Raw genomic sequence first — 19,847 nt, 5'->3', positions numbered from 1 at the left:
CCTTTCTCACGAGGAGAGTCGATGAGGACGAAGAGGGTCTTTCACGCGGTGGACTCCCACACCGAGGGCATGCCCACCCGGGTGATCACCGGGGGAGTGGGGGTCATCCCCGGTGTGACCATGGCCGAGCGGCGCGAGCACTTCCTGGCCGAGATGGACCACCTGCGGACCCTGCTCATGTACGAGCCCCGCGGCCACTCGGCGATGAGCGGGGCCATCCTGCAGCCGCCCACCCGGCCCGACGCCGACTACGGCGTGCTCTACATCGAGGTGTCGGGCTGCCTGCCCATGTGCGGGCACGGCACCATCGGCGTCGCCACGGTCCTCGTCGAGACCGGGATGGTGGAGGTCGCCGAGCCGGTCACCACCATCAGGCTGGACACCCCGGCCGGGCTGGTCGTCGCCGAGGTCAGGGTCGAGGACGGGGCCGCCACCGAGGTGACCATCACCAACGTGCCCTCCTTCAGCGCGGGGCTGGACCGTGTCGTCAAGGTGCCCGGCATCGGTGAGGTCGCCTACGACCTCGCCTACGGCGGCAACTACTACGCGATCCTGCCGATCGAGTCCGTGGGCCTGCCGTTCGAGCGCTCGCACGGCCGGCGAATCCTCGACGCGGGGCTGGCCGTCATGGGGGCGATCAACGAGCAGGACGAGCCGGTGCACCCGCTGGCCCCCGGTATCAGGGGCTGCCATCACGTGCAGTTCACGGCGCCGGGCTCCGACGCCAGGCACTCGCGGCACGCGATGGCGATCCATCCCGGCTGGTTCGACCGCTCGCCCTGCGGCACCGGCACCAGTGCCAGGATGGCCCAGCTGCACGCCAGGGGCGAGCTCCCGATGGACACCGATTTCGTGAACGAGTCGTTCATCGGCACCCGGTTCGTCGGGCGGCTCGTCGGGGAGACGGAGGTGGCGGGCCTGCCCGCGGTGGTCCCCGCCATCACCGGTCGGGCGTGGGTCACCGGCACCGCCCAGTACTTCCTCGACCCCCGCGACCCGTTCCCCGAGGGTTTCCTCCTCTGACCCGCTACCCCGCCGACCTGCTGACATCTGGATTGACCGGGCCTGACCCGCCGCTCTCCGGCCGGTCGGCCCCGGTCGGCCCCCCCGGCTGGCCCGCAGTCGGTCGTACCCGGTCTGACCAGCGGAGACGTCACCGTTCCCGGCTCCGGTGGCGATCCGCGTCCCGGTGGGTCGCAGCTTGCGGAAGAAGCGGTGTCCTAACGCTAACGATCTTGTTTTGGGCCTTGACGCGTCCTTTGAAATGCACGTGCAATGTCACACATCGCCAGATGTGAGGAGCAGCACATGCGTGCCATCCCCCTGAAATCCTTCACGTCGCTGGTCGTTCTCGGCCTCCTGGTCACCGGGTGTGGCCAGGGACTGCTCGGCGGTGGTGACGGCGCCGGGCAGACCGCGGCCGGGAAGGAGGAGCCGATCGTCCTCGGCATGCTGATCCCGCAGTCGGGCAGCGAGGCCGCCATCGGTCCCTACATGAGCAACGCGGCGCAGCTCGCGATCGACGAGATCAACGCCAAGGGCGGCGTGCTCGGCCGCAAGCTGGAACTGAAGACCGCCGACGACGGCTGTGATGCCCAGTCGGCCGCCGCCGGCGCCAACAAGCTGGTCACCGAGGGAATCGACGTCTCGGTGGGCGGCTACTGCTCCGGAGCGACGCTCCCCACCCTGCCGATCTTCGGCAAGGCCGGCATTCCCATGATCATTCCGGCTGCCAACTCCCAGGAGCTGGTCGACCAGAAGCTCAAGCACGTCTTCCTGATCAACGGCACCGGCTCCCAGCAGGCCGCGGCCGCGGAGAAGTGGATCACCAAGCAGGGGTCCAAGAGCGTCGCGCTGATGCACGACAACACCAGCTACTCCAAGGACATCGCGCTGCGCACCCAAGCCCTGCTGGAGGCCCCCGGCGGGGCCGAGGCCGCGGTCACCGAGGCGGTCACCCCGAAGGAGAGCGACTACAGCGCCAACATCACCAACGTGCTGGCCAAGAAGCCCGACTTCGTCTACTGGACCGGTTACTTCCAGGAGGGCGGCCTGATCGCGCGCCAGCTCCGGCAGGCCGGGTACAAGGGGTCCATCATGGTCGGCGACGGCTCGGTCTCTCCCAAGCTGGTCGAGATCGCCGGAGCCGAGGCCGCCGAGGGCCTCTACGCCACGATGACCCAGACCCCCGACACCCTGGAGGGCGCCGAGGGCTGGATCGACGCCTACAAGAAGAAGTACGGCGCCGAGCCGGGCCCGTACTCCAACCAGGCCTACGACGCGGTACGACTGGCCGCGGAGGCGGTCACCAAGGCGGGCGGCACCGACGGAACCAAGGTCATCGCGGCGCTTGAGGCGATCGACGGCTTCCCGATGTTCTCCGGGCCGCTGAAGTTCACCCCCGAACACACCCTGGCCAACGGAGGCTTCCAGATCCTCGTCGTCAAGAGCGACAAATTCGCCCTGCAGGACTCCCTGAAGTGACGCAACTCATCTGGAACGGGCTGTTCGTCGGCTCGTTCTACGCCCTGGTGGCCCTGGGTTACAGCATGGTCTACGGGATCATCAAGCTGCTCAACTTCGCCCACGGCGACCTGTACATGCTCGGCGCGTTCGCCGGCTTCGCCATCCTCGGCGCGGTCGGCGGCGTGTCCTCCGCCATGGCCCTGCCGCTGCTGCTCGCGGTGCTCCTGGCGACCATGGTCGTCACCGGCCTGGCCGGGGTGGCGCTGGAGCGGATCGCCTACCGGCCGCTACGCCGCGCCCCGCGGCTGTCCCTGCTGATCACCGCCGTCGGCGCCTCCTTCGCCCTGGAGTACGGGATGCGCGCGGTGGCCGGGGCCGACCCCCGGGTCTACCCGGTGCGGCTGGGCGGTACCTCGCTGGAGGTCCTCGGCGCCAGGATCACCCCGCAGCAACTCGTCCTGATCGGCGTGGCGGTGCTGCTGATGGCCGGGCTCAACCTGCTGGTCACCCGGACCCGCGAGGGCAGGGCGATGCGGGCCATCGCGCTGGATCCGCGTACCAGCGCGCTGATGGGCATCGACGTCAACGCGGTGATCTCCCGCGCCTTCTTCGTCGGCTCGGCCCTGGCGGGGGCCGCGGGCGTGATGGCGGGGGCCTACTACGGGAAGATCGACTTCATGATGGGCTTCCTGATCGGCCTCAAGGCCTTCACGGCGGCGGTCATCGGCGGCATCGGCAACATCCCCGGCACCATGCTCGGCGGCCTGCTCCTCGGGCTGCTGGAGTCGTTCGGCACGTTCTGGCTGGGCGGCGAGTGGCGGGACGTGTTCGCCTTCGGGGTGCTGATCCTGTTTTTGACGGTGCGGCCCACCGGCCTGCTCGGCGAGCGTGTGACGGAGCGGGTGTGAGCGCGACCAAGGTCCGCCGTCTCGGCACGGACTCACCGCCCAGCAGGGCCTCGAAGCTGCTGCAGAACCGCCGGGCCGGGCTCGCGGGGCTGCTGGTCGCGCTGCTGGCCCCCTTCGTCGACGCCACGCCGTACGCGCTGTCGGTCATGACCAGCGCGGCCATCGCGGTGATGCTCGCCGCCGGGCTGAACATCGTGGTCGGCTACTGCGGCCTGCTCGACCTGGGCTACGTCGCCTTCTTCGCGGTCGGCGCCTACACCAGCGGGGTGCTGGCCACCCGCCTGGAGTTGCCGCTGCTCGCCACGGTGCCCGCCGTGATCGTGGTCACGGTCGTCGCCGGGATCGTCATCGGCGCGCCGACGCTGCGGCTGCGCAGTGACTACCTCGCCATCGTGACGCTCGGCTTCGGTGAGATCATCCGGATCACCGCCAACAACCTGGACGTCACCGGCGGCCCTTCGGGCATCTACGGCATCCCGCACCTGGTCGAAGGTCCGGTGGCCTTCTACTACCTCACCGTGGTCGTCGTCTCGCTGGCCGTCCTCGGCGCGGCCAGGCTGGGCCGCTCCCGCCTGGGCCGGGCCTGGCGCTTCGTCCGGGAGGACGAGGACGCGGCCGAGGCGATGGGCGTGCACACCTACCGGGTCAAGCTCGCCGCCTACGTGGCGGGGGCGGTCTGGGGCGGCCTGGCCGGGGTGCTGTTCGCCGCGCACCTGTCGGCCATCTCGCCGGGCAGCTTCACCTTCCTGTCGTCGGCGCTGGTGCTGATGGCCGTGGTCCTCGGCGGCATGGGCTCGATGCCCGGCGTCGTCGTCGGGGCCGTCGTGATCAGCATCCTGCCGGAGATCCTGCGCGACCTCGCCGACTACCGGTTCTTCCTTTTCGGCGTCCTGCTCATCGCCTTCATGCTGCTGCGCCCGCAGGGGCTCTGGCCGGCCCGTTCCAAGGAGGTCCCTTGAGCCTGTTGAGCGTGGCCGACCTGCGCCTGTCCTTCGGCGGGCTGGTGGCCATCGACGGCCTGTCGTTCTCGGTGGGCGAGGCGGAGATCGTCTCGGTGATCGGGCCCAACGGGGCGGGCAAGACGTCGGCCTTCAACTGCGTCACCGGCTTCTACCGGCCCACCTCGGGCCGGATCACCCTGCGCGGAAGGGACCTGCCCGGACTGCGGCCCTCGGCCATCGCGGGCCTGGGCGTCGCGCGGACCTTCCAGAACCTGCGCCTGTTCGGCGAGCTGTCGGTCCTGGACAACGTGCGTGCCGGATCGCACCTGTGGTTGCGCCAGAGCGTCCTGGACGCCCTGCTGCACACCCCGCGCTACCGGCGCTCCGAGCGCGAGTGCACCGAGCAGGCACACCACTGGCTGGACTTCGTCGGCCTGCGCGGCGACCGGTACGGGCAGGCCAGAGCCCTGCCCTACGGCGAGCAGCGCCGCACCGAGATCGCCCGCGCCCTGGCCCGCCGGCCCGACCTGCTGCTGCTCGACGAGCCCGCGGCCGGGCTCAACCACGGCGAGAAGGCCGAGATGCTCGACCTGATCCGGCGCATCCAGGCACTCGGCGTGGCCATCGTGCTCATCGAACACGACATGGGGCTGGTCATGGAGGTCTCCGAACGCGTGGTCGTGCTCAACTTCGGCAGGGAGATCGCCGACGGCCGCCCCGAGGACGTCCGGCGCGACCCGGCGGTCATCGAGGCATACCTCGGCGGCGATCCCGCCGCCCTGGAGGAGACCGTGCTGGGGGAAACCGTGCCGGAGAAGGACAGCGCGGGGAAGGGCGGTTCGGGGAAAGAGGACTCGGCCGGGAGCGACGCGCATGCTTGACATCGACGGGCTGGACGTCCACTACGGCGGCGTGCACGCCCTGCGCGGCCTGTCCCTCGGCGTCGCCGAGGGCGAGATCGTCGCCCTGCTGGGCAACAACGGCGCGGGCAAGACCACCACGCTGGCCGCGGTCTCGGGGCTGCTGCGCCCCAGCGGCGGCAGGGTGCTCTTCGACGGCCACGAGATCACCGGCCGGAAGCCGCACAGGATCACCGCCCGCGGCCTGGTGCACGTCCCCGAGGGCCGCAGGATCTTCAGCACGCTCAGCGTCCACGAGAATCTCCAGCTGGGCGGCTACCTGGTCCGCGACCAGGCGGAGATCCGCAGGCGGATCGAGCACGTGTACGAGCTGCTGCCCCGCCTGGCCGAGCGGCGCGCCCAGCAGGGGGGCACGCTGTCGGGCGGCGAGCAGCAGATGCTCGCCATCGGCAGGGCACTGGTCACCGGACCCCGGCTGCTGCTGCTGGACGAGCCGTCCATGGGCCTGGCACCGCTGGTCGTCGCCTCGGTCATGAAACTCATCGCGGGCATCAACGCCGAGGGCACCTCGGTGCTGCTCGTCGAGCAGAACGCCGTCGCCGCCCTCGGGATCGCGCACCGTGGTTACGTGATCGAGAACGGCGAGTGCGTCCTCGACGGACCCGCCGCCGAGCTCCGCCGGGACCCCCGGGTGGCCGAGGCCTACCTCGGCGGGGGTTAGGGGAGACGGGGCCGCCGCCGGTGCCGTGCCTTCCGGATGAGGGCACCGGGTGTTCGGGAGCACGCGCATGGCCTGGGAGGATGTGAAGGTGGCGGGCTCGGCCCACCAGGTGTGGACACGAGCGACACGAGAGGGTTGGGTATGGCTCCTAGGGCGGACGGCCGGCCCGACCTGCCGGCTGTGAGTGAGCGGCAGAGCCTGCGGGAGCAGGTGGCGCACGCGCTCAGGGCGGCACTGATCACCGGTGAGATGAGACCCGGCATGGTCTACTCCGCCCCGGCCCTCGCCGCCCAGTTCGGCGTCTCGGCGACCCCGGTGCGCGAGGCGATGCTCGACCTGGCCAAGGAGGGCCTGGTCGAGGCGGTGCGCAACAAGGGCTTCCGGGTCACCGAGCTGTCCGAGCGCGACCTGGACGAGCTGACCGAGCTCCGCAGGCTGATCGAGGTGCCCACGGTGTCGCAACTGGCCGGCAGACCGGCCGGCACCGTGGGCGCGCCGAACTTCGAGGCGCTCCGCCCGCAGGCCCAGGCGATCGTCGACGCGGCCGAGCGCGGCGACCTGCTCGGTTACGTCGACGCCGACATCCGTTTCCACCTGGACCTGCTCGCCCTGGCGGGCAACTCCCACCTCGTGGAGGTGGTCCGCGACCTGCGCAACCGGGCCCGTCTGTACGGCCTGTCCGCCCTGCACCAACGGGGGGGCCTGGTCGACTCCGCCCGCGAGCACCTCACGCTGCTCGACCTGCTCTCGGCGGGAGACGTGAGCGGTACCGAGCGGCTGATGCGCGAGCACATCCGGCACGTACGCGGCATCTGGGCCAGCCGCCCCGAGTAGCGGCGCGGGTCAGCGCGAGCCGCGGGTGGCGCCGACACTGGCGATGACCACGCAGCCGATGGCGGCCCATTCGCGTACCTGGAGCACCTCGCCCAGTACCAGCAGGCCGACCAGCGCGGCCGCCGCGGGCTCCAGGCTCATCAGGATGCCGAAGACCCGCTTGGGCATCCTGCGCAGCGCCTCCAGCTCTATCGAGTAGGGGATGACCGACGACAGCAGGCCCACCCCGACACCGATCAGCAGCAGTTCGGGCCGGAGCAGGTCGGCGCCGCCCGAGGTGATCCCGAAGGGGGCGATCAGCACGAAGGAGATGATCATCGCCAGGGAGAGGCCGGTGGCCCCGGGGAAGCGCCGGCCGACCGAGGCCGCCAGCAGGATGTAGCCGGCCCAGCAGGCCCCCGCGACCAGGGCGAAGGCGATTCCGGCCCAGCTGATCCTGGAGGCCGAGGTGCCCCACGGGGCCAGCAGCACCACGCCGGAGGCGGCGAGCACGACCCAGAGCAGGTCGAGGCGGCGGCGCGAGGCCGCCACCGCGACACCGAGCGGCCCGAGGAACTCGATCGCCACCGCGATGCCCATGGGCAGCCGGGCCAGCGCCTCGTAGAACGACAGGTTCATCAGGCCAAGCGTCAGGCCGAAGGCCGCGCCCGCCGCGAGGTCCGCCCGGGTCAGTCCCTTCAGCCGGGGCCTGGCGATCATCCCCATGATCAGCGCACCCGTCGCGATCCGCAGGAACACCACCGCGCTCGGTGGCAGCTGGGAGAACAGGTCCTTGGCGAAACCCGCGCCCACCTGCACCGACAGGATGGCCAGCAGCACCAGCCCGGAGGGCGGGATGGCGTCGGAGGCGGCCCTCAGCAGCGCTCCCGGTCTGCGGGGCTCGGCGGGCCCAGGCAGGGCTTCGGCGGTCACGACACTCCTTGTGCCAGGCGCAAAATAGTTAATGGCACCTTACTTACCGGGGGCTCCCGTTTTCAGCGACGTCCGCGATGCGAGACGGGCTCAGGAAAGAGGACGGCCGCCATGGGACGGGCCACCGTGAACCGGAGAGGTCACGTCATTCCCAGCGGAAGGTTCGCGAGGTCAGGAAGAGCGACACCGCGGCCCACGCCGCGAGGACCGCCAGCGCGGCGAGAGGCGGTCCCGCCCCCTCGCTCAGGACCGCGCGGAGCCCTCCGCTCAGCGCGGAGATCGGCAGCGACTCCAGCACCGGCCGTACCGACTCGGGGAACCTGGTCAGCGGGAAGGCGATCCCGCCGCAGGCGAGCAGGACCAGGTAGACCAGGTTCGCCGCGGCGAGCGTGGCCTCGGCGCGCAGCGTGCCGGCCATCAGCAGGCCGAGCCCGCTGAACGCGGCGGTGCCCAGCACGACCAGCAGCAGCACCGCGAGCGGCGAGCCCGCCGGACGCCAGCCCAGGGCGAGCGCCACCCCGCAGATGACCGTGACCTGGATGACCTCCACGGCGATCACCGCGAGCGTCTTGGCCAGCATCAGCCCGGTCCGCGACAGCGGGGTCGCGCCCAGCCGCTTCAGCACGCCGTAGCGGCGTTCGAAGCCCGTCGCGATGGCCTGCCCGGTGAAGGCGGTGGACATCACGGCCAGCGCGAGCACTCCGGGGGCCATGAAGTCGATGCGGGAACCGCCGCCCACGTCGATGATCGGGGCGACCGAGAGGCCGACGAGCAGCAGCACCGGGATGATCATCGTGAGCAGCAGCTGCTCGCCGTTGCGGAGCATCGCCTGGATCTCCGCGCCCGTCTGGGCCGCCACCATCCGGCGCAGCGGCGCGGCTCCGGGGGCCGGGGTGAGGTCCAGGGTGGTCAAGCGGCTCTCCTGTGGTCTGGCTCGGGCCGCGCCCGGATCCATGCGTGGTGAGGGGGGTGCCGGGAGCGTCACCGGAGCTCGCGCCCGGTCAGCTCCAGGAAGACGTCTTCCAGGGTACGCCGCTCGATGCTGAGGTCGTCGGTGCTCACGCCCTCGGCGGCGCACCAGGTCGTCACGGTGGCCAGCAGGCCGGGCACGACCTGACCCTCGATGATGTAGTGCCCCGCCGGTGACTCCTTGGCCGAGCTGCCGACGGGCAGCGCGGCGAGCAACTCGTCCAGGCAGAGCCCGGGGCGGGCACGGAAGCGCAGTTGCCGCTCGGCGCCGGTGAGGGAGGAGGGGGTGCCCTCGGCGACCACCCGGCCGCGGTCGATGATCACGATCTGGTCGGAGAGCTTCTCCGCCTCGTCCATGTGGTGGGTGGTGAGCACCACCGAAACCCCGCTCGCGCGCAGCTCGCGTACCAGCTCCCAGCAGGCGTGCCTGGCCTGCGGGTCCAGGCCCGCGGTCGGCTCGTCGAGAAAGACCAGCTCGGGACGGCCGATGACCGCTCCGGCCAGCGACACGCGCTGCTGCTGGCCGCCGGAGAGCCTCCGGTACGGGGTGCGGGCGTGCTCGGTCAGCCCCAGCCGTTCCAGCAGCGCCGCGGGATCGAGCGGGTGGGCGTGGAAGCGGGCCATCAGCCGCAGCCACTGCCCACAGCGGGTCGCCGGGGGAACGCCGCCCGCCTGGAGCATCACCCCGACCCTGGCCCGCAGCTCCGGCGTGGACGGATCGAGTCCGAGCACCTTCACCCTGCCGCCGTCGGCCCGGCGGAATCCCTCGCAGATCTCCAGCGTGGAGGTCTTGCCGGCCCCGTTGGGGCCCAGCACGGCGGTGACCGCGCCTCGGGCGGCGTTGAAGGTCAGGCCGTCGATAGCGGTCGTTCCGCCGTATCTCTTGACCAGGTCGACGATCTCGACGGCTGGGGATTCCATGGCCACGAGTTTAGGGACCGCGGCCGCCGGTCATGTTCCCGGACCACGCGTCCGGGCCGCTCCATACCGGCCAGGAGTTCCGGCCCTGAGGCGCCGGGTGCTTCCAGAGGGCTTTTGCTGGTCAGTGCTTTGAGATTCTTTCTGGGAAATTTCCTAAATCCAGGAATTCGGATGACCTGTTGATGGTTGGGACGCTTCGGCCCCTGCGGGCCCGTCGTGGCCTGCGATCAAAAGGGGAGTACGGATATGACCGCCGTCGTCGGCGAGTCGGACGTGGTGCCGGGCACGCGGCGCAGACTGTTGCTGATCATCCTGGGTGCGCTCTCCGCGATCGGTCCCCTGTCGATCGACATGTATCTGCCGGCCTTCCCGGCCATCGCCGCCGACCTGGGCACCGGGCAGGCACAGGTGCAGCTCACCCTCACCGCCTGCCTCATCGGGGTCTCCGTCGGGCAGGTCGTCGCCGGCCCGCTCAGCGACGTGCGCGGCCGCCGGGGGCCGCTGCTGCTCGGCATCCTCGCCTACGCCGTCGCCTCGCTGCTGTGCGCCTTCTCGCCCTCGGTGTACGGGCTGGTCGGGTTGCGCCTGCTCCAGGGCATCGCGGGCGGCGCCGCGCTGGTGATCGTCCGCGCGGTCGTCCGGGACCTGTACGAGGGGGCGGCCATCGCCCGCATCTTCGCCACCCTCATGCTGGTGACCGGCCTCGCGCCGATCCTGGCCCCGCTCGCGGGCGCGCAGCTGCTCAACCACACCTCCTGGCGGGGCGTCTTCGTCGCGCTGAGCGTCGCCGGCCTGCTGCTGCTGGCCGCCGCGCTGTCCGGGGTGCACGAGACGCTTCCCGCGGACCAGCGTGAGGGCGGGGGGCTGCGGCACACCCTCGTCACCTTCCGGCACCTGTTCGGCGATCGGTCCTTCATGGCCCCCGCCCTGGCCGGAGGGCTGGGCTTCGCGGGCATGTTCGCCTACATCTCCGGATCGCCCTTCGTGCTCCAGGAGGTCTACGAGACCTCGGCGCAGACCTTCTCCCTGGTGTTCGGGCTGAACGCCCTGGGGCTGACCGTCACCGCGCAGATCGGCGGGCGCCTCGCGGGGCGCCGGATCGCCCCGGCCCGGCTGATCCTGATCGGACTGTTCACGAGCGTGGCCGGAGCCGTGACGCTGCTCGCCACGGCGCTGTTCCACCTGCCCCTGCCGGTGCTGGTCGCCGCGCTGTTCGTGATCATGTGTGGTGCGGGCTTCGTCATGCCCGGCAGCGCCGCGCTCGCCCTGGCCGGCCAGCCCCCGCAGATCGCCGGGAGTGCCGCCGCGCTGACGGGTGTGCTGCAGTTCGCGCTCGGCGCGCTCGCCGCACCGCTGGTGGGCCTGGGGGGCGAGGGCTCCGCGCTGCCGATGGCCGTCGTGCTGGCCGGTTTCACCCTCGTCTCGCTCCTGGCCTTCACCGGGCTGCGAGGAGGCACGCGGAATGTTTCCGCAGGTTAGGTAAGCCTTGCCTGCGTGACAAATCGCATTTGAGGCGGCTGAACATTGGTTTGTAACTCGGGAAGCAATTACGGCACACTGATGTTGTGAAATACGTGACCGGGATGCAGGGCACCGAGGGAGCCGCCATCGTGCGGCCCTCCGCCGTGTCCGCCGAGCGCAGCACGCGAGCGCGTGTCGCCCGGCTCATCCTGGAGCACGGGCCCGTCACCGCCGCCGCTCTCGGCGAGCGGCTGGGTCTCACCCCCGCAGCGGTCCGCAGGCACCTGGACGCACTGCTGGCCGAGGGAATGGCCGAGACGCGTACCGCCAGGCCACGAGGCCAGCGCGGGCGTGGCCGGCCTGCCAAGCTGTTCGCCATAACGGACGCCGGCCGGAGCGCCTTCGAGCACGCCTACGACGGTCTCGCCGGGAGCGCGCTGCGTTTCCTGGCCGAGCGCGTGGGCGAGGAGGCCGTCGCGGAGTTCGCCCGATCACAGGTGGCCGGCCTGGTCGCCCGCCTGCGGCCGGAGATGCGCGAGGTCCCCGCCGACCAGCGGGTGCGCGTCCTGGCCGAGGCGCTGTCGGCCGACGGCTACGCCGCCTCGGCGAGCAAGGCCAGCCTCGGCGGTGAACAGCTGTGTCAGCACCACTGCCCGGTGGCGCACGTGGCCGCGGAGTTCCCGCAGCTGTGCGAGGCCGAGACGGAGGCGTTCGCGCGCATCCTCGACACTCCCGTGCAGCGGCTCGCGACCATCGCCCACGGTGACGGCGTGTGCACCACGCATGTGAGTCCCCACCGGGATTCCGGGCCGGGCGCGAGGGAGCGCGCGGCGAACGCCCCGGCATCCACGCCGGTGCGATCACCAGCAACCCACGAAACGATCGACATATCGAGCAAGGAGACCGGAAGGTGACTGTCACCGACCGCCCGGAGCTGGAAGGCCTCGGGAATTACAAGTTCGGCTGGGCCGACTCGGACGCCGCGGGAGCGACGGCCCGGCGCGGCCTGTCCGAAGAGGTCGTCCGCAATATCTCCGCGCTGAAGAACGAGCCGGAGTGGATGCTGGACCTTCGCCTGAAGGGGCTGCGCCTGTTCGGTAAGAAGCCCATGCCGAACTGGGGCTCCGACCTCAGCGGGATCGACTTCGACAACATCAAGTACTTCGTGCGCTCGACCGAGAAGCAGGCCGCCTCATGGGAGGACCTGCCCGACGACATCAAGAGCACCTACGACAAGCTCGGCATCCCCGAGGCGGAGAAGCAGCGCCTGGTCGCCGGCGTCGCCGCCCAGTACGAGTCCGAGGTGGTCTACCACAAGATCCGTGAGGACCTTGAGGAGAAGGGTGTCATCTTCGTCGACACCGACACCGCCCTCAAGGAGCACGAGGAGATCTTCAAGGAGTACTTCGGGACCGTGATCCCCGTCGGCGACAACAAGTTCGCCGCGCTGAACACGGCGACCTGGAGCGGCGGCAGCTTCATCTACGTGCCGCCGAACGTCAACGTGGAGATCCCGCTCCAGGCCTACTTCCGGATCAACACCGAGAACATGGGCCAGTTCGAGCGGACCCTGATCATCGTGGACGAGAACTCCTACGTCCACTACGTCGAGGGCTGCACCGCGCCGATCTACTCCTCGGACTCGCTGCACAGCGCGGTCGTGGAGATCGTCGTGAAGAAGGGCGCGCGCTGCCGCTACACGACCATCCAGAACTGGTCGAACAACGTCTACAACCTGGTCACCAAGCGCGCCGTGGCGTACGAGGGCGCGACCATGGAGTGGATCGACGGCAACATCGGTTCCAAGGTCACCATGAAGTACCCGGCCGTCTACCTCATGGGCGAGCACGCCAAGGGCGAGACCCTCAGCGTCGCCTTCGCCGGTGAGGGCCAGCACCAGGACGCCGGTTCCAAGATGGTGCACCTCGCACCGAACACCAGCTCCTCGGTGATCTCCAAGTCCGTCGCCAGGGGCGGCGGCCGCACCTCCTACCGCGGTCTGGTCCAGATCGAGGAGGGCGCGTACGGCAGTGCCAGCACCGTCAAGTGCGACGCGCTGCTCGTCGACCAGATCAGCCGCTCCGACACCTACCCCTACGTGGACGTGCGCGAGGACGACGTCTCCATGGGGCACGAGGCCACCGTCTCCAAGGTCTCCGACGACCAGCTCTTCTACCTGATGAGCCGCGGCATGGGCGAGGACGAGGCCATGGCGATGATCGTCCGGGGCTTCGTCGAGCCGATCGCCCGCGAGCTCCCGATGGAGTACGCCCTGGAGCTGAACCGCCTGATCGAACTGCAGATGGAAGGAGCCGTCGGCTGATGGGTCTCGACACCGCCAAACCCCTGTCGACGCTCCACGAGAAGGCCTCGTACGACGTGGCGGACTTCGCGGTCCCGACCGGCCGGGAGGAGGAGTGGCGCTTCACCCCGCTCTCCCGGCTCAAGGGCCTGCACGAGGGCGTCGCGGCCTCCGCGAACGTGGTCGTGCACGTCGACGCCGCCCCCGAGGTCACCGTGGAGACCGTCGGCCGTGACGACGCGCGGCTCGGCCGGGCCTACGTGCCCGCCGACCGGGTCAGCGCCCAGGCCTACGCCTCCTTCGAGAAGGCCACCGTGATCACGGTGGCGCGCGAGGCCGTCGCCTCCACCCCGACGGTGGTCACCCTCACCGGGTCCGGCCGGGGCGCCGCCTACGGCCACACGGTCGTGAAGCTGGAGCCGATGGCCGAGGCCGTGGTCGTCCTCGACCATCAGGGCAGCGCGCTCTACGCCGACAACGTCGAGTTCGTCGTGGGCGAGGGCGCCACGCTCAAGGTCATCAGCCTGCAGGACTGGGCGGACGACGCCGTGCACGTCTCCCACCACCACGCCCTGCTCGCCAAGGACGCGACCTTCCGCAGCTTCGTGGTCACCCTCGGAGGCGACCTGGTCCGGCTCTCCCCCTCGGTCTCCTACTCCGGGCCCGGCGGCGACGCCGAGCTGAACGGCCTCTACTTCGTCGACGCCGGCCAGCACCTGGAGCACCGCCTGCTCGTCGACCACTCCCGGCCCGGCTGCCGGAGCAACGTCGACTACCGCGGGGCGCTGCAGGGCCAGGACGCCCACGCGGTCTGGATCGGTGACGTCATCATCCGGGTCGAGGCCGAGGGCACCGACACCTACGAGCTCAACCGCAACCTGCTGCTCACCGACGGCGCCCGCGCCGACTCGGTGCCCAACCTGGAGATCCTCACCGGAGAGGTCACCGGTGCCGGCCACGCCAGCACCTCCGGCCGCCTCGACGACGAGCACCTCTTCTACCTGCAGGCCCGCGGGATCCCCTACGAGGACGCGCGTCGCCTCGTGATCAGGGGCTTCTTCGCGCAGTTGGTGGAGAAGATCGAGGTCTCCGAGCTTCGCGAGCGGGTGCTCGCCCGGGTCGAGGCGGAGCTTGAGAAGTGACGTTCGAGAAGGTCTGCAAGCTCGCCGACATCCCCGACGAGGGCGTGATCGGCATTGAGGTGGGCGAGACCCCCGTCGCCCTGGTCCGCCGGGGCGATGAGGTCTACGCGCTGCACGACGTGTGCTCCCACGCGGAGGTGAAACTCAGCGAGGGTGAGGTCTACGACGGCACCCTGGAGTGCTGGCTGCACGGTTCGTGCTTCGACCTGCGGTCGGGCAAGCCCACCGGTCCGCCCGCCAGCAAGCCCGTCCCCGTCTACCGAGTCAAGATCGACGGCGATGACGTCCTCGTCTCGCTCTCGAAGGAGTCATAAAAGTGTCTGACACGAGCCGAGTTCCCTCGGGTTCCACCCTGGAGATCCGCGACCTGCACGTCAACGTCGCCGACAAGGAGATCCTGCGCGGCGTCAACCTGACCGTGCGGGCCGGCGAGACCCACGCCATCATGGGCCCCAACGGCTCGGGCAAGTCCACGCTCGCATACGCGATCGCCGGTCACCCCAAGTACACGGTCACCGGTGGCCAGGTCCTGCTCGACGGGGTCGACCTGCTGGAGCTGACCGTCGACGAGCGCGCCCGCGCCGGGCTGTTCCTCGCCATGCAGTACCCGGTCGAGGTCCCCGGCGTCAGCGTCTCCAACTTCCTGCGCACCGCGGTCACCTCCGTCCGCGGCGAGGCCCCCAAGCTCCGCCAGTTCGCCAAGGACCTCAAGTCCGGCATGGACGCCCTGTCCATCGACGCGGCCTTCGCCCAGCGCAACGTCAACGAGGGCTTCTCCGGCGGTGAGAAGAAGCGCCACGAGATCCTCCAGCTGGAGCTGCTCAAGCCGAAGATCGCGGTGCTCGACGAGACCGACTCCGGCCTCGACGTCGACGCGCTGCGCGTGGTCTCCGAGGGGATCAACCGCTTCCGCTCGAACGGCGAGACCGGTGTGCTGCTCATCACCCACTACACCCGCATCCTGCGTTATGTGAAGCCGGACTTCGTCCACGTCTTCTCCGCGGGGCGGATCGTGGAGCAGGGCGGCCCCGAGCTCGCCGAGCGGCTTGAGAACGAGGGTTACGAGGCCTACACAAAGGCGTCGGCCTGATGGTGGACACCGGCCTTGACGTGGAGAGGATCAGGAAGGACTTCCCGGTCCTCTCCCGAGAGCTTCCCGGCGGCAGGCCGCTGATCTATCTCGACTCGGGCAACTCCGCGCAGAAGCCGACCCAGGTGGTCGAGGCGATGCGCGAGCACATGGCGATGCACTACGCCAACGTCGGCCGTGCCATGCACGCGCTGGGCGCCGAGTCCACCGAGGCGTACGAGAACGCCAGGGACAAGGTCGCCGCCTTCGTCGGCGCGCCCGACCGCGACGAGATCGTCTTCACCAAGAACGCCTCCGAGGCGCTCAACCTGGTGGCGTACGCCTTCGGTAACCCCATCGGTGAGGACCCGCGCTTCCGGCTCGGCCCCGGAGACGAGATCGTCATCTCCGAGATGGAGCACCACTCCAACATCGTGCCGTGGCAGATGCTCGCGCAGCGCACGGGTGCGACGCTGCGCTGGTTCTCCGTCACCGACTCCGGCCGCCTGGACCTGTCGAACCTCGACGAGCTCGTCACCGAGCGCACGAAGATCGTCTCGATCGTGCACCAGTCGAACGTGCTGGGCACGGTCAACCCGGTCGCCCCGGTGCTCGCCAGGGTCCGCGAGGTCGGCGCGCTGATGATGCTCGACGCCTCGCAGTCGGTGCCTCACCAGCAGGTGGACGTGGCCGCGCTGGGTGTCGACTTCCTGGCCTTCACCGGCCACAAGGTCGTCGGCCCCTCGGGGATCGGCGTGCTGTGGGCCCGCGGTGAGTTGCTTTCGGCCATGCCCCCGTTCCTGGGCGGCGGCGAGATGATCGAGGCGGTCTGGATGGACCGCTCGACCTACGCGCCCGCGCCGCACAAGTTCGAGGCGGGTACGCCGCCGATCGTCGAGGCGGTCGGCCTCGGCGCCGCGGTCGACTACCTGTCCGAGATCGGGATGGACGCCGTCGTCCGGCACGAGCACGAGCTCACCGCCTACGCGCTCGGTGCGCTGGGAGAGGTCCCGGGCCTGAAGGTGATCGGCCCGCTGGACCTCGCCGACCGCGGCGGCACCGTCTCGTTCACGCTGGAGGGGATTCACCCGCACGACGTCGGGCAGATCCTGGATGACAACTTCGGCGTGGCGGTGCGCGTGGGGCACCACTGCGCCCGTCCGCTCCATCTGCGATTCGGGATTCCCGCGACCACGCGGGCGTCCTTCTACCTGTACAACACAACGGCCGAGATCGACGCTCTGGTCCGCGGCCTCCACCACGTGCGGAAGGTGTTCGCCTAGTCATGCCCGAGCAGTCGAGCCGGCGGGCGAGCGAACGGCGGGCGCCACACGCCCACGGCACGGCGTCCGGCGACGCGCGAGCGTACGGCGCAGCGAACGAGAAGGTGAGCACGACCCTATGATCGCCGAGTCCATGTACCAGGAGCTGATCCTGGAGCACTACAAACACCCGCAGGGGAGGGGTCTTCGCGACCCGTACGACGCCGAGGTCCACCATGTGAACCCGACGTGCGGCGACGAGATCACCATGCGGGTGAAACTGGGCGACGGCGGCAAGGTCGAGGACGTCTCCTACGACGGGCAGGGCTGCTCCATCAGCCAGGCCGCGGCCTCGGTGCTGCACGAGCTGGCCACCGGCTCGACCGTCGACGACTCGCTCGGCGTCGTGGAGGAGTTCACCCGGCTCATGCAGGGCAGAGGAAAGATCGAGGCGGACGAGGACCTGCTGGGCGATGCCGTGGCCTTCGCCGGGGTCGCGAAGTTCCCCGCCCGGGTGAAGTGCGCGCTACTGGCCTGGATGGCCTACAAGGACGCGGTCGTGAGGAGCACGAAATGAGCAAGGCTGTTGAGACGCCGACCACGGCGTACGACGGGGACACCACCCATGACGAGGTCATGGAGGCCCTCAAGGATGTCGTGGACCCCGAACTCGGCATCAACGTCGTCGACCTGGGCCTGATCTACGGGCTCCACCTCGACCCCGCGGAGGGGGGCGAGGGGGACGCCCTGCCGGTCGCCACCATCGACATGACGCTGACCAGCGCGGCCTGCCCGCTGACCGACGTCATCGAGGACCAGGCGCACTCGGCCCTGGACGGCATGGTCTCCGACGTGAAGATCAACTGGGTCTGGCTCCCGCCGTGGGGCCCGGACAAGATCACCGATGAGGGCCGCGAGCAGCTCCGGATGCTCGGCTTCAACGTCTGAGACGCGGTCACCGGTACGGCTCGCACCCCCCGGGTTCGGGCCGTACCCAATTGTGTGAGAGGATCACGGAGGCCGGGAAGAAAAGCCCGGCCGGGAGTGTTGGCTCCAATCGACGGACAAGCGACCGGCTCACGCCGGACGCCCCGACCGAACTCGGCACTGCGAACGCCGGGTATGCTTGATCGTGGTTTGACTGCGTGCGGGTAAGCTAGACCCGCCCCGTGCGGTGCGCCTCGACTTGCACCGCACCACCGCCCCCATGTGGGTGTTGATCAAGCGCGGCCTCAGGCCGCGCGTTCCAGGCTCGTCCTTTCGCAGAAGTGACGTGCCCCGTTCTTCTATCGAAAGGCACGAGTCTTCGTGACCATGCTTGACGCTGTTCTGCCCGAAATCACCGAAATCACCGAAATCTCCCAGGCCCCCGCAGGCACGTCCGAGTTCACCCTTCTCGGTCTGCCGAAGCCGCTGGTGACCGGTCTCTCCCGTGCGGGCATCGACAGTCCCTTCCCCATCCAGCGGGCCACGATCCCCGACATCCTCGCCGGCCACGACGTCCTGGGCCGCGGCCAGACCGGCTCGGGCAAGACGCTCGCCTTCGGCCTGCCCATGATGACCCGCATCGCCGGGGCCAAGGCGCGTCCCGGCCACCCGCTGGCCGTCGTGCTGGTGCCGACCCGCGAGCTCGCCATGCAGGTGACCGACGCGCTGGAGCCCCTCGGCCGCGGCCTGTCGCTGCGGATGAAGACCGTCGTCGGCGGCATGTCCATGGGCCGCCAGATCGAGGCGCTGCGCCGCGGTGTCGAGGTCGTCGTGGCCACCCCCGGCCGCTTGACCGACCTCATGCAGCAGGGCGAGTGCATGCTGGACGAGGTCCAGGTGACGATCCTCGACGAGGCCGACCACATGTGCGACCTCGGCTTCTTCCCGGTCGTCAGCGCGATCCTGCAGCAGACCCCGGCCGACAGCCAGCGCCTGCTCTTCTCCGCGACCCTCGACGGTGACGTGGACAAGCTCGTCCGCCGCTTCCTCACCAACCCGGTGACCCACTCCATGGCCCCGGCCGCCTCCTCGGTCGACACCATGGAGCACCACCTGCTGGAGGTGCACCGCGACGACAAGTTCCCGGTGACCGCCGAGATCGCCAACCGTGAGGGCCGGACGATCATCTTCGTGCGCACCCAGCACGGCGTGGACCGGCTGTGCAAGCAGCTCGCCCAGGTCGGCATCAAGGCCGGCGGCCTGCACGGCGGCAAGCGCCAGAACCAGCGCACCCGCATCCTGGCCGAGTTCAAGGAAGGCACGATCAACGTCCTGGTCTGCACGGACGTCGCGGCCCGCGGCATCCACGTCGACAACATCAGCCTCGTGCTGCACGTCGACCCGCCCCAGGACCACAAGAGCTACCTGCACCGCGGCGGCCGCACCGCCCGCGCCGGGGAGAAGGGCACCGTCATGACGCTGGTGCTCCCCAACGAGCGCCGCTCCACCGACGCGATGACCCGCCGCGCGGGCATCAAGCCGTTCCGCGCCAGGGTCACCCCGGGCCACCCGCGCCTGGAGGAGGTCGCCGGTGCGCGTACCCCCAGCGGCGAGCCGATCCCGGTCTGGGAGCCCTCGGCTCCGGCCAGCAGGCAGCGCCAGGGGCGCGGCGGCTTCGGCGGCAACGGTGGCGGGCGTGGCCCGCGTCGTTTCCGCTCCGAGCGTCCCGCCCACGGTGAGGGCCAGCAGCCCCGTGAGCGTTCCTTCGGTGACGACTCCCGTGGCGGCGGCCAGTACCGTTCCGAGCGCCCGGCCGGCGGTGGTTACCGCTCCGAGCGTCCCGCGGGCGGTGGCTACCGCGCCGACCGCGGTGAGCGCCCGGCCGGTGGCGGCTTCCGCTCCGAGCGTCCCGCGGGCGGTGGCTACCGCGGCGGCGAGCGGCGCGAGCCGTTCCGCGCCGACCGTCCGGCCTCGGCCGGTGGTGGTTACCGCTCCGAGCGTCCCGCGGGCGAGCGCGAGCCCTTCCGCGGTGACCGTCAGGGCGGCGGTTTCCGCGGTGGCGAGTTCCGCGCCGACGGCCGCGGCTCCGCCCCGCGCGGCGGCAGCCGCTACGGCCGCTGATCATCTCGTAGCACCCTGAAGGGCCGGTACG

Annotated in this window: 20 protein-coding genes; 17 read left to right on the top strand and 3 right to left on the bottom strand. The window is 70.3% G+C overall.

The annotated features are described in order from the left end of the window. The first annotated feature begins 21 nt into the window (after window positions 1-21). From ACWD3H_RS08180 to ACWD3H_RS08150, 7 genes are all read left to right on the top strand, one after another. Window positions 22-1,023 (top strand): proline racemase family protein, encoded by a 1,002-nt coding sequence (locus tag ACWD3H_RS08180; protein ID WP_350954498.1) that lies wholly within the window; start codon window positions 22-24, stop codon window positions 1,021-1,023. A 285-nt stretch (window positions 1,024-1,308) separates the two neighbouring features. Next, the gene (locus tag ACWD3H_RS08175) at window positions 1,309-2,484 is read left to right on the top strand and encodes a branched-chain amino acid ABC transporter substrate-binding protein (RefSeq protein WP_451954478.1); all 1,176 of its coding nucleotides are present in this window, start codon (window positions 1,309-1,311) and stop codon (window positions 2,482-2,484) included. Continuing rightward, a complete protein-coding gene (locus ACWD3H_RS08170) occupies window positions 2,481-3,374 on the top strand; it encodes a branched-chain amino acid ABC transporter permease (protein ID WP_350918946.1) in 894 nt (297 codons plus the stop codon). The genes ACWD3H_RS08175 and ACWD3H_RS08170 overlap by 4 nt, the downstream gene beginning before the upstream one ends. Then, a complete protein-coding gene (locus ACWD3H_RS08165) occupies window positions 3,371-4,333 on the top strand; it encodes a branched-chain amino acid ABC transporter permease (RefSeq protein WP_350918949.1) in 963 nt (320 codons plus the stop codon). The genes ACWD3H_RS08170 and ACWD3H_RS08165 overlap by 4 nt, the downstream gene beginning before the upstream one ends. Continuing rightward, complete coding sequence (locus tag ACWD3H_RS08160) at window positions 4,330-5,196, top strand: ABC transporter ATP-binding protein (protein ID WP_451954477.1); 867 nt, start codon at window positions 4,330-4,332, stop codon at window positions 5,194-5,196. Before ACWD3H_RS08165 ends, ACWD3H_RS08160 begins: the two co-directional genes overlap by 4 nt. Beyond that, complete coding sequence (locus ACWD3H_RS08155; RefSeq protein WP_350918955.1) at window positions 5,189-5,896, top strand: ABC transporter ATP-binding protein; 708 nt, start codon at window positions 5,189-5,191, stop codon at window positions 5,894-5,896. The genes ACWD3H_RS08160 and ACWD3H_RS08155 overlap by 8 nt, the downstream gene beginning before the upstream one ends. A 180-nt stretch (window positions 5,897-6,076) precedes the next feature. Continuing rightward, entirely contained in the window at window positions 6,077-6,730 is a 654-nt protein-coding gene (locus tag ACWD3H_RS08150) for a GntR family transcriptional regulator (protein WP_355553269.1), read from the top strand. A 9-nt stretch (window positions 6,731-6,739) separates the two neighbouring features. On the opposite strand, the gene ACWD3H_RS08145 is transcribed toward ACWD3H_RS08150, so the two are convergent. From ACWD3H_RS08145 to ACWD3H_RS08135, 3 genes are all read right to left on the bottom strand, one after another. Beyond that, window positions 6,740-7,642 (bottom strand): EamA family transporter, encoded by a 903-nt coding sequence (locus ACWD3H_RS08145; RefSeq protein WP_355553272.1) that lies wholly within the window; start codon window positions 7,640-7,642, stop codon window positions 6,740-6,742. Between the two features lie 145 nt (window positions 7,643-7,787). Continuing rightward, window positions 7,788-8,597, bottom strand: coding sequence for an ABC transporter permease (locus ACWD3H_RS08140; RefSeq protein WP_355623516.1), 810 nt, complete (start codon window positions 8,595-8,597; stop codon window positions 7,788-7,790). Window positions 8,598-8,623: 26 nt separating this feature from the next. Then, complete coding sequence (locus tag ACWD3H_RS08135; RefSeq protein WP_451954476.1) at window positions 8,624-9,532, bottom strand: ABC transporter ATP-binding protein; 909 nt, start codon at window positions 9,530-9,532, stop codon at window positions 8,624-8,626. A gap of 246 nt (window positions 9,533-9,778) precedes the next feature. Between ACWD3H_RS08135 and ACWD3H_RS08130 the strand changes: the two genes are divergently transcribed. From ACWD3H_RS08130 to ACWD3H_RS08085, 10 genes are all read left to right on the top strand, one after another. Next, complete coding sequence (locus ACWD3H_RS08130) at window positions 9,779-11,011, top strand: multidrug effflux MFS transporter (RefSeq protein ID WP_451954475.1); 1,233 nt, start codon at window positions 9,779-9,781, stop codon at window positions 11,009-11,011. A 104-nt stretch (window positions 11,012-11,115) separates the two neighbouring features. After that, window positions 11,116-11,907: a helix-turn-helix transcriptional regulator gene (locus tag ACWD3H_RS08125; protein ID WP_355553362.1), complete on the top strand. Its 792-nt coding sequence runs from the start codon at window positions 11,116-11,118 to the stop codon at window positions 11,905-11,907. After that, window positions 11,904-13,316 (top strand): Fe-S cluster assembly protein SufB, encoded by a 1,413-nt coding sequence (sufB, locus tag ACWD3H_RS08120; protein WP_343981594.1) that lies wholly within the window; start codon window positions 11,904-11,906, stop codon window positions 13,314-13,316. Before ACWD3H_RS08125 ends, sufB begins: the two co-directional genes overlap by 4 nt. After that, the gene (gene sufD, locus ACWD3H_RS08115) at window positions 13,316-14,437 is read left to right on the top strand and encodes a Fe-S cluster assembly protein SufD (RefSeq protein ID WP_350918973.1); all 1,122 of its coding nucleotides are present in this window, start codon (window positions 13,316-13,318) and stop codon (window positions 14,435-14,437) included. Before sufB ends, sufD begins: the two co-directional genes overlap by 1 nt. Continuing rightward, entirely contained in the window at window positions 14,434-14,751 is a 318-nt protein-coding gene (locus ACWD3H_RS08110; protein ID WP_350918976.1) for a Rieske (2Fe-2S) protein, read from the top strand. The genes sufD and ACWD3H_RS08110 overlap by 4 nt, the downstream gene beginning before the upstream one ends. Before the next feature lie 2 nt (window positions 14,752-14,753). After that, on the top strand, window positions 14,754-15,527 hold the full coding sequence (gene sufC / locus ACWD3H_RS08105; RefSeq protein WP_030904847.1) for a Fe-S cluster assembly ATPase SufC: 774 nt from the start codon (window positions 14,754-14,756) through the stop codon (window positions 15,525-15,527). Further along, window positions 15,527-16,789, top strand: coding sequence for a cysteine desulfurase (locus tag ACWD3H_RS08100; protein ID WP_350918979.1), 1,263 nt, complete (start codon window positions 15,527-15,529; stop codon window positions 16,787-16,789). The genes sufC and ACWD3H_RS08100 overlap by 1 nt, the downstream gene beginning before the upstream one ends. Window positions 16,790-16,907: 118 nt before the next feature. After that, window positions 16,908-17,345, top strand: a complete 438-nt coding sequence (sufU, locus tag ACWD3H_RS08095) for a Fe-S cluster assembly sulfur transfer protein SufU (RefSeq protein WP_350918982.1) — start codon at window positions 16,908-16,910, stop codon at window positions 17,343-17,345. Then, window positions 17,342-17,716, top strand: a complete 375-nt coding sequence (locus ACWD3H_RS08090) for a metal-sulfur cluster assembly factor (protein WP_355553292.1) — start codon at window positions 17,342-17,344, stop codon at window positions 17,714-17,716. Before sufU ends, ACWD3H_RS08090 begins: the two co-directional genes overlap by 4 nt. Window positions 17,717-18,082: 366 nt before the next feature. Continuing rightward, window positions 18,083-19,816: a DEAD/DEAH box helicase gene (locus ACWD3H_RS08085; RefSeq protein ID WP_355553295.1), complete on the top strand. Its 1,734-nt coding sequence runs from the start codon at window positions 18,083-18,085 to the stop codon at window positions 19,814-19,816. The last annotated feature ends 31 nt before the right edge of the window (window positions 19,817-19,847 follow it).

The sequence above is a fragment of the Streptosporangium sp. NPDC002607 genome (assembly GCF_053592655.1).
Note: the sequence above shows the minus strand (reverse complement) of the source record. Positions and strands in the feature narration are given on the sequence as shown.

Coding starts and splice junctions, on each gene's coding strand:
- ACWD3H_RS08180 (WP_350954498.1), top strand. CDS start 22: ATGAGGACGAAGAGGGTCTTTCACGCGGTGGACTCCCACACCGAGGGC.
- ACWD3H_RS08175 (WP_451954478.1), top strand. CDS start 1,309: ATGCGTGCCATCCCCCTGAAATCCTTCACGTCGCTGGTCGTTCTCGGC.
- ACWD3H_RS08155 (WP_350918955.1), top strand. CDS start 5,189: ATGCTTGACATCGACGGGCTGGACGTCCACTACGGCGGCGTGCACGCC.
- ACWD3H_RS08140 (WP_355623516.1), bottom strand. CDS start 8,597: ATGGATCCGGGCGCGGCCCGAGCCAGACCACAGGAGAGCCGCTTGACC.
- ACWD3H_RS08135 (WP_451954476.1), bottom strand. CDS start 9,532: ATGGAATCCCCAGCCGTCGAGATCGTCGACCTGGTCAAGAGATACGGC.
- ACWD3H_RS08130 (WP_451954475.1), top strand. CDS start 9,779: ATGACCGCCGTCGTCGGCGAGTCGGACGTGGTGCCGGGCACGCGGCGC.
- ACWD3H_RS08125 (WP_355553362.1), top strand. CDS start 11,116: ATGCAGGGCACCGAGGGAGCCGCCATCGTGCGGCCCTCCGCCGTGTCC.
- sufD (WP_350918973.1), top strand. CDS start 13,316: ATGGGTCTCGACACCGCCAAACCCCTGTCGACGCTCCACGAGAAGGCC.
- ACWD3H_RS08100 (WP_350918979.1), top strand. CDS start 15,527: ATGGTGGACACCGGCCTTGACGTGGAGAGGATCAGGAAGGACTTCCCG.
- sufU (WP_350918982.1), top strand. CDS start 16,908: ATGATCGCCGAGTCCATGTACCAGGAGCTGATCCTGGAGCACTACAAA.
- ACWD3H_RS08090 (WP_355553292.1), top strand. CDS start 17,342: ATGAGCAAGGCTGTTGAGACGCCGACCACGGCGTACGACGGGGACACC.
- ACWD3H_RS08085 (WP_355553295.1), top strand. CDS start 18,083: ATGCTTGACGCTGTTCTGCCCGAAATCACCGAAATCACCGAAATCTCC.